The organism is Cyclobacterium sp. 10D3-21 (assembly GCF_055809755.1).
The window spans coordinates 3,782,837-3,797,333 of record NZ_CM147924.1; the positions used below are offsets into that span (position 1 = coordinate 3,782,837).

The following is a 14,497-nucleotide window of genomic DNA, read 5'->3' on the forward strand; positions in this document are numbered from 1 at the left end:
TTTTAAATTGCATCAAAATTATTCCGTCCCTAAACTATTTATCGGATTAGCTATCGCCGCCTTTATGCTTTGATAGCTAACTGTAAGAATGGCAATGGCTACAGCCAGAAAAGCTGCAAGTGCCATAACCCACCAACCCACTTCTATTTTATAGGAAAATTCTTCAAGCCACTTGTTCATGGCATACCAGCCCAAAGGCAATGATATAAGCACCGCAACTCCTACTAACTTTAAAAAATCAACTGATAACCTAATGGATATTTGGCCTACACTGGCTCCTAATACCTTTCTGATTCCAATTTCCTTGGTCCGTTTTTCCGCATTAAAAGCAGCCAGCCCAAATAGTCCCAGACAAGCCACCAGAATAGAAAGGACCGTGAAAATGACAAACAGCTTACCCAACCGTTGATCTGATTGGTAGGTGTTGTCAAATGAGGCATCCATAAAGTAATAATTAAAAGGAAGTTCAGGGGCCAACTGGGTCCAGATGGTTTCAATCTGGGTGATGGCTTGTGAAAAATCACCTGCATTCAGTTTTATGGCCATAAGGCCTGGGTTTTCACCTATTACCAAACTTAAGGGATTAATGGTTTCCCTAAGGGATTCATAATGGAAATCATTGATGATTCCGATTACTTTATAGAATTCCTGATCGGTATCCACCATATTGGAATAAAACCTTTTTCCCAAAGCTTCCTCAGCTGTTATACCCAGCACTTTCAAGGTGCTTTCGTTGATGAGCATGGCACTGGAATCTGCAGGCCTTTCTCTGTCAAAGTCTCTTCCAGCAAGGATTTTAAGGTCCAAGGTAGCCACATATTCATGATCCACCGCCCATGTTTGCATGCTCAAGGCTTTCTCCTGATCGGAAACGCCTTCCTCAAAATACGAATTACTACTTCTATTGGAAGGGGTTGGTAAATACCCACTTAAAGTTGCTTCTTCAACTAGGGCCAATTCCCGAATTTCTTCCTTTAATGTGCTTGTCTTCGAACCCAGCGCATACACATCATTAATGATTAATACCTGGTTTTTTTCATACCCAAGATCCTTTTGCTGTATGAATTGCAATTGTCCATAAACAACCAAGGTTGCCACTATTAGAAATACAGATATTGCAAATTGAAAGACGACCAATGCATTGCGCAATTTCCCGCCCCCAACAGCACTCCCTCCATTTCCAGAAAGTACCTTAATCGGTGAAAATCGTGAAAGAAAGAAAGCAGGATAACTTCCAGAAAACAAACCCAAAAGGATTGTGGCCGCAAGAAGCATCAACCAAAAACCAGGAGACATAAATGGCAGAGACAATTGCTTGTCAGATAGGTCATTGAAGTACGGCAGGATTAGTAAGGTTAAACCTATTGCCAAAAGCAAGGAGGCAAAACTGATAAGGCCTGATTCGGTCAGAAATTGCTGGATCAAGGTGTATCGATTGGATCCTAAAGTTTTTCGTATGCCCACCTCTTTAGCCCTTTTTAAAGAGCTAGCAGTGCTCAAATTCATAAAATTGACGCTTGCCAAAACAATCAAAAACAGCGCAATAAAGGAGAGAATATAGATATTTTGAATACTATTGTTGGCACTCATTTCTCCTGTTCGCTGAGAATGTAGGTGAATGTCGGTCAATGGAATGGTACTGTAGCGAATATAATTGCCTGATGCAGCGAACTGCTCCTCAGTGATACCAGGGAAGACCGTTTGGGCCCAGGCCATCACATAGGTTTTCACAATAGTAGGTAGCGCAGCATCAAAATCAGCGATCTTGGTATTTGGCTTTAATTTTACAAAAGTATTGTAATTGTGGCTACCCCAATGGGGTATTTTAGCATCAGCATAGCCTTCCATAGCTATAAAAAGGGAAAATTCACTCAAAAATGAATTTCTAGGCAAGTCGTCAATTACGGCGGTTACAGTATAGATGTCTCCCCCATCAAAAACGAGTGTTTGCCCCAATGCTTCATCTACTGGAAAAAACTTTTCAGCAGCAGTTTTGGTAAGGACCACTTTGTTTGGTTCCGAAAGAACCGTTTCGCTGTCTCCCACGAGTAAATCAATACCGAACAATTCCAAAAATGAAGGGTCTGCATAGGTAGTTCTTGATAACTTCACCTTTTGTAAGGTGCCACTTTTGGTAACAAATGTACTGCCCAAAGTTCTAAACCTGGTGGCAATTTCCACTTGAGGGAAATCACTTTCCAAAACCCCAGCCATAGGTGCAGGCAAAACAGCCGTGTTGTTTTCCGATCCCCCGAACTTTATGTCTGCATCTAAGCGGTAAATTTGTTCTGCATCAGTGAACATCTGATCATAACTCAACTCATCGTAAATGTACAATGCGATAAGAAGTCCTCCTGCCATGCCCACAGTAAGTCCGAAAATGTTGAGAAAAGTGAAAAAGGGTTGCTTTTTCAAGCTTCTCCATGCGATGATAAGATGAGTTTTAAACATAATCTTTCCTTTTTGATTGCATACTATTCATTCTGCCCGTAAACTATTTACAGGGTTTTCATTGGCAACCTTTAGGGCCTGAAAGCCTACAGTAGCCAAGGCAATTAACATTGTGATTGTGCCACCAATTACAAAAACATCCCAAGAAATATTAATGTGATAGGTAAACGCTTCCAGCCATTGGTTCATAAAATACCATGAAAGAGGTGCCGCTATACAAAATGCAATGCCTATTAGAACAATAAATTCCCTTGAGAATAGGTACACTAGATTACTTTTACTGGCTCCAAGGATTTTCCTTACGCCCGCTTCTTTGATCCGTTGCATAATCATAAATGATGCAAGTCCGAATAATCCCAAACAACTTAAGAATATGGCAACCCCAGCGGCCAATTGGTACAAATGAGACAATCGTTTTTCCTGTTCGTAGTACCCGGCTATTTTGTCATCCAGAAAATTGTATTCGAATACAAAGTCTGGAAAGGTTTCATTCCATAGGTTTTCTATTTCCTTTATTGTGCCTAATGCCTCTCTTGATTGTAATTTTATACCAGCCAGGTTGTATCTTAATTTTTGCGGAAACATAAATACTCCTGCGATGTTATCCTTTAATGATCGTTCTTGAAAATCCTTGACCACTCCCACGACCAGTCCTTTGGTATCATCCAACCTAATTTCTTTATTCAGTGCCTCTTGAGGATCATTAATACCAAGTTTTTTAGCCAAAGTTTCATTTATCAAAAACTCCAGAGTTTCATCCGCTGGTAAAAAGTTTCGTCCAGCCACCAATTCCAATTGATAGGTAGTCAAAAATTCATGGTCTATTCTTTTCCTTATTGAATAAAATTCGTTTTCTTCTACTGCCTTATCGAAAGTGAATTTCCCCCAACTGTTCCCCTCTTCCATAGGAGTACTCGAACTAAAGCTTACACTATTGACCCCATTTATAGCCGATAGTGCATTTCGTAAATAATCTATTCTTGCATTGGCTGTACTGTCATTAGGAATAGAAACGTTCACTATGGCATCTTTTTCAAAACCCAGGGATTGATTACTAAAAAAGTCCATTTGATTTACCACGATAATGGTACCAATGATCAAGGCTTGGGCAATGATAAATTGGAACACAACCAGGCTTCTTCGTAAGGCAATTCCTCCAGAAGCAAATGCAGCTACTTTACTCTTCAATACATTAATTGGATTGAATTTAGCAAGCACAAAGGCTGGATAGAACCCTGCTAAAAGCGTGACAGCTAAAGTAATAGACATCAAAAAGTAAAGCATTGCAATAGGTTGGACAATACTGAAGGTCAGGGGTAACTCGATCAAGAGACCTATTTGCTTTAAGGATAAAGAAACAATTACCAGTGCAAGAAGATCTGCGAGTACAACGATAAGAAAAGTCTCGGTAAGAAATTGTATCCTTAGGTGCAATCTACTGCTACCAACCACTTTTCTTATACCAATTTCTTTGGCTCTATTTACGGCTAAGGCAGTTGATAAATTAATAAAATTTACACAGGCAATCAGCAAAATAAACACAGCCACAATCCATAATACCTGTATCATTTCTTTGCTGATACTTCGGTTACTGAAATTCCCTGCGGCAGTATCAAAATGGATTTCATCCAAAGGTTGTAAAACGTGGCTGTCTTCGTTATCAGTCTCCTTATTCTCCTTTGAAAGTACTTTTAATTGTAAATCTACCGAGGCTGGAGACACATTGTCGGGTAATAATACAAAACAACCAAAACTACTATCTGTTCCATCCCAATCACTGGATTGCAGGAAGTTAGAGGTATACCCGGTTCCATAGGCAATCAATAATTTGATCTGAAGATCTGAATTATTAGGAATCGTATTTAGAATGCCTGTTACCTTTAATAATTCTTTGTTGTTCCATTTGATGGTTTTTTCCATTGCCTCTTCCCATCTCCCAAAGTATTTAATGGCTGTTTCTCTGGTGAGTACTACATTGTTAGGATCCTTTAATACAGAAGCATTTCCAGCCAGCCATTCAAAGTCGTAGATGTCGAATAAATTAGGTTCTGTAACGAAAACACCACTTTTTTCCTTGAATTTATTCGTTGTTTTTCCACTATCGTCAACAATTAATAGTTGGGTATTTCTTTCAGCATAAAAAGCAGCTACTTTTTCTATTTGGGGAAGGGCACTCTTTATGCCTTCAGGCAATGCATAAGGTATAGCAGCACCGTAAAAAACAGGGGTGTTTGTATGATGGTACTCAGTCAAAACCCTATAAATGCGCTCCTTCTTTTGATGATAATCGTCAAAACTAAGTTCAAACTGAACAACGATAAATATTAAAATACATACAGCAATACCAACAGCCAAGCCCCCAATATTAATAAGTGCGTGCCCCTTTCTTCGGGTAAGATTCCTCCAGGCAATTTTTAGATAGTTTCTGTACATTATTCTAATATTTAGTGCATAAATGATTGAGCATTCACCTAATCTTCCTTAACTGCTTTTACTGGATCTAAATTTGCCGCCATAAGGCTCTTGTAGCCTATTGTGGAAAAGGCAATAAAAAGCGTAATCAAGGCAGCCAAGCCATATATCCACCAATAAATCTCTATTCGGAAGGCAAATCCCTGTAACCAATTCTCCATCAGGTAATACCCAATAGGAAAGGCGAAGAAGAAAGAGATCCCCACCAAAAGAAGAAAATCTTTGGTAAGCATGGACACTATCTGAAAAACGGTAGCACCCAATACTTTTCTAATCCCAATTTCCCTAAAGCGTTGTTCGGCGGTAAAAGTGACGAGCCCAAATAGTCCCAAACACGCAACAGCAATGGTCAATAGCGCAAAACCATTTAAAACCTTTCCCATATTTTGTTCCGTTTGATAAGCCCTTTGGTAGGATTCATCCATAAGGGAAAAGCCAAAAGGTTCTGCAGTACCGAAAGAATTCCACAACGATTGGGTCTCTGCAATGAGAGCAGTCATGTTCAATGGTTTGGCTTTCACGATCAAGCCACCATAAGGCCTGTAATACATCAACAAAGGTTCTATTGGTTGATGCAAAGATTTAAAGTGAAAGTCTTTTACCACGCCTATTACCGTACTTGTATGGGTCCCATCTGAGATGGTTTTCCCTATTGGATCTTCTCCAAATCCAAAAATCTCAACTGCCGTTTGGTTAAGGATCACATTTGATGAATCAGCGCCGAAATCTCTTGAAAAATTTCTTCCTGCAACCATTTCCATTTCCATTGTAGGAATATAGTTTTCGTCAATATTGAACACTGGCATCCGCCGATTGAATTGACCATTGATATAAATCTGTGTCACATTATTGTCCGAAGGGCCTGCTGGTACAAAGGAAGACTGGGTCACAGCGCTTACTTTAGGATTTTTCATCAACTCATTTTTGAAGGCCTCCTGATTATTTTCCAACAGATAAGCATCCCTAATGACCAGAATTTGGTCTCTATCATAGCCCAGGTCTTTGTTTTGAATATAGTTCATTTGCTGATTGACCACCAAGGTCGCCAATATTAGCCCTGCCGAAATCACAAATTGAAACACCACCAATGCACTTCGAAAGCTTTTATTTGATCCCCCTGACGTACTATTGGTTAAGCCCTGAATGGCCCGAAAGGAAGACAAATAAATGGCTGGATAGCTTCCAGCCAAAAGACTTATCAGAAAAGTAAATATGGGCAAAGCCAATAGCAACTGTGGCTGCAAAAAATAGGATAGCTCAAGTGCTTTCCCTGAAAACTCCACATAAAAAGGTAGGATAACAATTACGAAAACAACTGCCAGAAGCATGGCTGCAGTACTTGCTATAAAGGATTCGGAGATAAACTGGTAGAAAAGCATTTTCTTATCGGCTCCCAATACTTTGCGGATGCCGACCTCTTTGGCTCTTTTAGCAGCAGTTGCTGTTGCCAGGTTTATAAAGTTGACACAAGCAATCAAAAGCATAAACAGGGCTATTGCACTGAAAATATAGACATATTTTATGTCCCCACCTTCTTCTAATTCGCTGTATGAGGCATTGTCGGAGTGCAAATGAATGTCACTCAGTGGTTGTAAGATAAAACCAAGTTGGTTGTCTTTGGTAAATTCCTCAAAGGACAGGCCCATTTCTTCCTGCATGGAAGGCCCCATATATTTCCCGATCAAATCTGACAGTTTGGCCTCCAATTGTTGGTGATCAAATCCCTTTTCAAGCAAGAGATAGGTGAAAAAATCACCTTTAAACCAAGAATTACTGTTGGCTTCAGGGAATCCTTTCATTGAGGCAAAGAGGTCAAAATGAAAATGGGCATTTTCAGGCATCTCCTCAATAACTCCCGTAATAGTATAGGGTTGTTCCTGACTTTCCATGTAAAACAATTTCCCTGTTGCATCTTTGGTTCCAAAATACTTTAAAGCCAATGGTTGTGTTATTACGGCAGTATTCGGTTGCTCCAATGGGTTGCCAGCATCCCCGGCTATAATAGGCAGGCTAAAGATTTCGAAGAAATTTGGATCTACGTAGGCAAATCTCCCATCTCTATAAGACTGATTGTCAATGGTGATTTTCGGTGTTCCGATCCTACGAATTCTTGTTGCATCCAGCACTTCCGGGTATTCCTCTTTAAGCGTCTGTGCTACAGGGGCCATCACCACTCCTTCTTTTATCTCCTCACCATTTACTTTGGCTCTAAAAACGATCCTTGAAATTTGATCCGACTTCACATTGAACTGGTCATAACTCAATTCATCCAGGACAAAATGAGAAATGATGACACAAGACGCTATTCCCAATGCCAAACCCAGGGTATTGATAGTGAATAGGACCTTGTTTTTAAGAAGGCTTCGCCAAGCTATTTTAAGGTAATTTTTGATCATTAATGCCAGTATCTAAAATGTGAAGAGTAAAAGGTGAGGGGAATTTTGGTACAGCTATAATGCTGCCCCCATGGCTCTGTTTTGGCTTTCTGTCACGATTTGTCCATCGAATAAGTTAACTACACGGTGTGCGAAATGGGAATCATGCTCTGAGTGCGTCACCATTACGATGGTCGTTCCTTCCTGGTTAAGTTCAGTTAGCAGGTTCATTACCTGCATTCCATTTTTCGAATCCAGGTTACCTGTAGGTTCATCAGCCAGGATCAACTTGGGTTTGGTGACTACCGCCCTCGCTATGGCTACACGCTGCTGCTGTCCACCAGACAATTGATGCGGGAAGTGTTTTTCACGATGGGCAATTTTCATTCGCTCCAAAACCGCCATTACCTTTTCTCTGCGTTCTGCTTTGCCCATTTTCAGGTAAATAAGCGGCAATTCCACATTTTCAAAAACGGTCAATTCATCAATTAGATTAAAGCTTTGAAACACAAAGCCCAGGTTTCCTTTTCGCAGCTGTGTTCTCTGATTTTCTCGGAGACCTGCCACTTCATTGGAAGCGAAATTGTAACTGCCTTCAGTTGGATTGTCCAACATGCCTATAATGTTGAGCAAAGTAGATTTTCCGCAGCCTGATGGGCCCATAATGGCTACAAATTCCCCTGATTCTACTTTGAGGTTTACCTTGTTTAGCGCAAGTGTTTCTACCTCCTCTGTTCGAAAGCTTTTTACTAAATCTTTAATGGTTATCATATCTTATTTATTTTTTTCTATTGCTCAGGTATGTTATCTATTTCGTATGTATTTGTTTTAGGAGTAGATCAGTTCAAAACTATTCTATCGGCCTCACCAAAATTGTCATAGTTACTTGTGATTACTTTTTCTCCGGGCTGCAAGCCTTCCAGGATTTCATAATACCTGGCGTTTTGTTTGCCTATTCTAATGTTTCTCTTTATGGCTTCGTCCCCATCCTGGTTAACGACAAAGACCCATTGACCTCCTGTACTCTGGAAAAAACTTCCTTTTGGCAGCAACATGGCATCGGAGGACTCTCCTAGTTGTAATTTGATATTATAGCTTTGTCCGGTTCTTATGTTTTCAGGTTTGTCCTCTGTGAAAACCAGGTCAACCCTAAATTTCCCACTTCTAACCTCTGGGTATACTTTCCTTAGTCGCAAGCTGAAATCCTTGCCATTCCGCTCCAATACGGCCATTAAATCTCGTTGAACCCTATCAATATAATGCTCATCTATATCCGCTTCGATTTTGTAATCAGTCAATACATTGATCTGACCTATGCGTTCTCCCTGAGCGATGCTCTGCCCAATTTCCGCATCCAAAAATCCCAATTGCCCGTCTGCTGGTGCACGCACATTCAAATGATCCAGTCGCTCATACACCATAGACAAGGTCTTTTCCATCCGTTCCAGATCAGTATCAAGACCCGTCAGTGAAGTTTCACGCAATTCTTTGTCCTGTTCGGTCTGGAGTTTAACGATTTCATATTGCTTTTCAGAAAGTTCATAATTCTCCTTCGCTATTAGGTATTCTTCTCTGGAAATCAATTCCTCTTCATACAGCGCTTTGTTTTGCTCATAATTTCTTTTAAACCTTTGTAGGTTGGTACTTGCTGTTGCCAGGGATTTCCTTCCTTCCACCTGTCTGGAATCAAAAGTTAATTTTGTTGAACGCAGGTCATTTTGTTTTAGAGCGAGATTACTTTCGCTGGCGAGTATTTGCTCGTAAAGGCTTCTGTTTTCCAAAACCAGAATAATGTCGCCCTTTTTAACAATAGCTCCTTCTTCTATTAATTTTTCGGTAACCCGACCCCCTTCATAGGCATCCATATAAATGGTGGCAATGGGCGCAACACTTCCATTGATGGTGATATAGTCATCGAATTTCCCTTCAACTACCTCGGCTATGGATAATTTGCCCTTTTCCGTACGGAAAGTAGAGACAGAACTGGTAAACCATAGCTGATAACCTGCATAGATCAACAGCGCTGCCAGAGCTATGTATCCGTAATGTTTTGGCCTTAGCCCTTTTTTCTTTTCAAGTATAATATCCATAAGTTATTGAATGTTAAAAAGGGATACTCCCCTATAAAAATCGATGGTACTGTTATTTACTTCAAGGCGCAAGCCTACTTCCAAGTTCTCATTCTGGGCCGCAGAAAATAAATTTTTTGCTGTGGTTAACTCCAAAATACTAATAAGTCCTTTTTCATATCGTCTTTGTGCGATAAGAAATGTAAGTTCTTGAGCTTTTACTTTCTGCAGACTTTGAGCATATTCATTCTGAAGGGCTTTGTTTTCTACTACCAATTGCTGAATATCATTGTAGACGGTCTGTTTTTGAATTTCAAAGTTATTTTCTACTCTAAGCAAATCAATTTTGCTTTGTTTGATTCGTGATCTTGTGGACCATCCCCTGCTAATTGGAATATTTAAACTCAAGCCAACCGCCCTGTAGGTATTGTCCCTAATCTGATTCCTGAATTCTATTGTATTCCCTAAAGTATCTCTTGTTGTTTGAAAATACCCTGTTCCAATATTCGCATAAAGGGAAAGTGATGGATACAGGTAAGCCCTGTTCACATCGATCTGTTTTCTGGCAGCATTTACACGGAATTCCTGCGCTTTTAGCAAGGGCAAAAAGCTTTCTGCCTGTTGGTAGATGGAATCAGTATGAATGGCTTGAAAAACTTTCTGAAAACCACCCTCCTGCTTTTTACTTGCGACGAAGAAATTTTCTCTTTCCTCTAAATTCATCTCCTGCATCAATTGAAGCTTCGCTAATTCCAACTTGTTTTCACTTTGGGTGAGGTTAAGCTTGTCTGACAGTAAAAGTGATTCTGATTCATAAAGGTCCGCACCTGCTTTTAAACCTAACTCGATTTGTCTTTTTACCAAATTATAATTTGCCTGGGAAACCTCTGTTTGTCCTTTGGCAACTTCTACCAATTCCTCAAAAAAGCGAACGTCATAAAATGCACGCATCACCCTAAAGGCAAGTAAATACTTTTGTTGTAAGGTTTCCTGTAGATTTGCCTCATATATAAATCGAGAGGTTTTAATTGAATTCATTTTTAAGAACCCCTGAAACAAATCAATTGAGGAACTAAGAGAATATCCATTTGAAAAGAATTCATTGGTAACCACATCATTGGTGAATGGATCAGTACTTCTACCATAATTTATGTTGTATCCGGTAGACGCATCTATTCGGGGAAGTAGGTTTCTAATGGATTGCCTATAGTTTTCCTTCCCTGATTGGGATACATATTCAAAATCCTTTACTTCCAGGTTATGTACCATTGCATAGGCCACACATTCTTCCAAAGACCAGGATGATTGTGCTTGTACCTTCAAGGTAAAAAAACTTAACAGAAGTAGAAATGCTTTTAATTTTAGTGCCATACGTTAATAATTCTGTGAAACACTTATACCAGCCTCATGCCAGAATTTTTATTATACTGATATACAGGCATATATAACTATTTATCTATTAAATTCAAGGTGCGTTGTAAAATAATTGTACGTGATTTGTCAAAAAATTTGACACTTTTTAGCAGGTTTCCCTACTGAATAGTAGTTTTAACCCAATACTAATCCATTACAGAAATGATCGATGCTAAAATCCTGGTGATTGATGACAACAAGAGCATGTTGAGTGCTTTAGAAATTTTATTGCAGTTTGAGTACAAACATGTAGCGACCCTAAACAATCCCAAGCAAATTCCTTCTTATCCAGGATTTGCTGATTTAGACATAGTATTGTTGGATATGAATTTTTCTGCGGGAGTCAATTCTGGCAATGAGGGGCTTTTTTGGCTCAATCAGATCAAAGAAAAGGCACCATACATCTCCGTGATAATGATGACCGCCTATGGCTCCATAGACCTTGCCGTCAAAGCGATTAAAAATGGTGCAGTAGATTTTATTTTAAAGCCCTGGAGCAATGAACGCATGCTGGCAACTGTCAGATCAGCGCACCAACTCCGAAAGTCTCAAAAGCAAGTCATCCAACTTCAAAAAAAAGAACACAACCTCAAGCAAGTCATAAACCAACACAACCATTCTATAATAGGTCAATCCGAAGCCATTAAAAATGCTTTGAAGTTGACTAGAAAAGTAGCCCAAACAGATGTCAATGTTTTAGTAACAGGAGAAAATGGTACGGGTAAAGAGTTAATAGCAAGAGAAATTCACAGGTGTTCGCAAAGAAGTAATGAAATATTTATTGGAGTAGATATGGGGTCCATTTCAGAGACTCTGTTTGAAAGTGAGCTATTCGGCCACTCCAAAGGGGCTTTTACAGACGCCAAAGAAGAACGTACAGGGAAATTTGAGGCAGCTGATGGTGGTACCCTATTTCTAGATGAGATTGGCAATCTCTCTTTAAAAATGCAAACCAAACTACTTTCCGCCATTCAAAATAGAACCATTGTAAGAGTAGGATCAAATAAGCCTGTGCCAGTGGATATAAGGTTAATATGTGCCACAAATTGTGATCTTGAAAAAATGGTAAGTGATGGACTTTTCAGGGAGGATTTAATGTATAGAATCAACACCATACACGTAGATGTCCCCCCTTTACGTAAAAGAGGAGATGACATTCTGGTTTTGTGCCAGTATTTCTTGGAAAAATTCATGCACAAATATGGTAAACCAGGTTTGCGTATGAACCAATCTTCTGAGGAAAAGCTGCTGAAATACAAATGGCCTGGAAATGTTAGGGAATTGCAACATACCATGGAAAGAGCCGTGATTCTAAGTGAAGGAAATGTGTTAAAACCATCCGACTTTTTCCTAAATTCAGCAGCCATCTCTTCTTTTGATTCTTTCCCCGGTTCATTGGAGGAAATGGAAGCCTTGATGATAGAAAACACCCTTAAAGAATGTGATGGAAATTATACCCTAGCCGCCGAACGCTTGGGTATATCCAGACAAACTTTATATAATAAAATAAAAAAAATCAGAGACTGATGGCCAGCCGAAATTTCTATTTTCAATTGATTATCAGGGTACTTTTGATCACAATTTCAGCTTTAGGAATGGCCTATGTAATTGTTATTCAATGGTACAGTTTGGGTGCTGCATTGTTATTAAGTATAGGGTTTCAAACTTACTTCCTTATCTCCTATATCAATAAAACGAACAGAAAAATTGCCTATTTTTTCGACGCCATTAGAAATGAAGATTTTACCCTTCGCTTTCCAGAAAAAGTTTCCATTCAATCTTTTAAAGAATTAAACAGCAGCTTAAACCGGGTAAACCAACTGATTCAGGATGTACAATTACAACTCCAGGCGAGGGAAAGGTATTACCAGGAAATTTTAAAGCAGATTGATATTGGCATTATGACCATTGATGAGAAAGGACATATTCTTTTTTCAAATCCTTTTTTGGAAAGGCTTCTTAACTTCAGACCACTTTTGCATGTCAAACAACTACAGCAAATTGATGAGAAATTATTTGAGTTGATTGAAAGACTTGGACCCTTTGAACAAAAGTATTATCAATTGGTAAATGAGCGCGAAAAAAACCAATTGTTCTTCAAGGCTGTACCCATTAAAATGGAAGGGAAAGCGCTTCTCCTTGTGACCGTACAGGATCTTCACAAAGAATTAGACGAAAAAGAGACAGATTCATGGGTACGCTTGATAAGGGTGCTTACCCATGAAATCATGAATACCATCACTCCTATTACCTCCATCTCGGAATCCTTGTCCAAATACTATAAAATTGATGAAGGTGGTGAGTTGAAATGGGAAAATTTAAATGAAGATCAAATTAAAAATACGGTGAAAGGGCTAAATGTAATCCGAATTCAAGGAGAGGATTTAATGGATTTTGTTCAGTCTTATAGGAGTTTCCTTGATCTCCCAAGTCCGGACAAATCATTGGTAAGAATAAAATCATTACTGGATCGGTTGAAAGTATTGATGCGAATGGAAAATAGCAACAAAAAATTAGCATTTAACCTTTTGGTAGAACCTGGGGCCCTAGAATTTTACATGGATGAAAAGCAAATTGCGCAAGTTTTAATCAACCTTTCAAAGAATGCCATTCAATCTTTGGAAGGCCAAGATGACGGTGAGCTGACCATAAAAGCAGCCATCAATGCACAAGGCAGGAAATACATAGAAGTTAAAGACAACGGGCCTGGTATTCCGCCGGATCAAATTGATGAAATATTTGTTCCTTTTTTTACTACAAAGGAAGGTGGAACAGGTATTGGCTTGAGTTTGTCCAAGCAAATTATGCATTTGCATGGGGGTAGCATTAGGGTGCATTCAGAAATTTCAAAAGGAACTACATTTGTTTTACTGTTTTAAACCGGATTCGAAGACATTGAAAATTGCATGGTAAGAAAGCCAAAACAATTAATGTGCATTTACTGAATTACGAGCTACTCACGCCGCTGTGTTTTTTCGCTCTTTCTGAACTAATAAAGTAGGAACTATGGCTCAATTTTATTATAATCCCTCCAAGACTTTAAAGTTGTTAGATGGAATAAGAAGGGTTAAAGTAGACAAATAATAGGAAAGATTTTCCCAATATTATTTGCTGAATTAACCAATGTATCTTAATTTGTACAGAATAAAAGTTGGCAAATCATGGATATTATTGACTTAAATAATCCCAGAAATAACGAAGTCCCATATTCTCATAAAAAAAGAATGTTTCAGGTTTGCTATGAAGAACTTTCCTTAAAGGCAAGCAATAAATTAAAATACGAGTATAATGCCTTAACCCTGGATACAAGTGCTTTGGTGCATGAGGTTTATATGAAAATGGATAAATACCAGGGTGAAATTCAAAATAAAAATCATTTTTTAGCCATAGCTGCAATAGCCATGCGTAGATTTTTAGTAGACTATGCAAGACAAAAAAAGCGAGTAAAGAGAGGTGGACATCAAATCCAATTAACCTATGGTAATGGTAGTGAGCAGATCGTCACCACAACACCTGAAGGTTTAATTAATCTTAATGAAGCCCTGAATGGCTTAAAACAAATAAACAAGCGGTATTCTCGTGTGGTTGAGTTTCATTTTTTTGGAGGGTATAAATACCAGGAAATTGCCAATATGCTAGGGGTTTCTGTAGAAACCGTTAAAAGAGATTGGAGATTGGCAAGGGCATGGTTGAGCAATGAACTTAAATAATTTCCAG

Annotated in this window: 9 protein-coding genes; 3 read left to right on the forward strand and 6 right to left on the reverse strand. The window is 39.0% G+C overall.

What is annotated here, in order from left to right:
• Positions 1-18: 18 nt before the first annotated feature.
• From AC0L7T_RS15005 to AC0L7T_RS15030, 6 genes are all read right to left on the reverse strand, one after another.
• Positions 19-2,451 (reverse strand): ABC transporter permease, encoded by a 2,433-nt coding sequence (locus AC0L7T_RS15005; RefSeq protein WP_473336186.1) that lies wholly within the window; start codon positions 2,449-2,451, stop codon positions 19-21.
• 27 nt (positions 2,452-2,478) lie between these two features.
• Positions 2,479-4,884: an ABC transporter permease gene (locus AC0L7T_RS15010; RefSeq protein ID WP_473336187.1), complete on the reverse strand. Its 2,406-nt coding sequence runs from the start codon at positions 4,882-4,884 to the stop codon at positions 2,479-2,481.
• 38 nt (positions 4,885-4,922) lie between these two features.
• Entirely contained in the window at positions 4,923-7,319 is a 2,397-nt protein-coding gene (locus AC0L7T_RS15015; protein WP_473336188.1) for an ABC transporter permease, read from the reverse strand.
• 54 nt (positions 7,320-7,373) lie between these two features.
• Positions 7,374-8,069, reverse strand: coding sequence for an ABC transporter ATP-binding protein (locus AC0L7T_RS15020; protein WP_048643561.1), 696 nt, complete (start codon positions 8,067-8,069; stop codon positions 7,374-7,376).
• 68 nt (positions 8,070-8,137) lie between these two features.
• On the reverse strand, positions 8,138-9,388 hold the full coding sequence (locus AC0L7T_RS15025; RefSeq protein WP_473336189.1) for an efflux RND transporter periplasmic adaptor subunit: 1,251 nt from the start codon (positions 9,386-9,388) through the stop codon (positions 8,138-8,140).
• A 3-nt stretch (positions 9,389-9,391) separates the two neighbouring features.
• Positions 9,392-10,738, reverse strand: a complete 1,347-nt coding sequence (locus AC0L7T_RS15030) for a TolC family protein (protein WP_473336191.1) — start codon at positions 10,736-10,738, stop codon at positions 9,392-9,394.
• Positions 10,739-10,942: 204 nt separating this feature from the next.
• Between AC0L7T_RS15030 and AC0L7T_RS15035 the strand changes: the two genes are divergently transcribed.
• The 3 genes from AC0L7T_RS15035 to AC0L7T_RS15045 all read left to right on the forward strand — a co-directional run bounded on the left by AC0L7T_RS15035 (position 10,943) and on the right by AC0L7T_RS15045 (position 14,490).
• Entirely contained in the window at positions 10,943-12,307 is a 1,365-nt protein-coding gene (locus AC0L7T_RS15035) for a sigma-54-dependent transcriptional regulator (protein ID WP_473336192.1), read from the forward strand.
• On the forward strand, positions 12,307-13,659 hold the full coding sequence (locus AC0L7T_RS15040) for a sensor histidine kinase (RefSeq protein ID WP_473336193.1): 1,353 nt from the start codon (positions 12,307-12,309) through the stop codon (positions 13,657-13,659). The genes AC0L7T_RS15035 and AC0L7T_RS15040 overlap by 1 nt, the downstream gene beginning before the upstream one ends.
• Positions 13,660-13,941: 282 nt before the next feature.
• Positions 13,942-14,490, forward strand: a complete 549-nt coding sequence (locus tag AC0L7T_RS15045; RefSeq protein ID WP_473336195.1) for an ECF-type sigma factor — start codon at positions 13,942-13,944, stop codon at positions 14,488-14,490.
• The last annotated feature ends 7 nt before the right edge of the window (positions 14,491-14,497 follow it).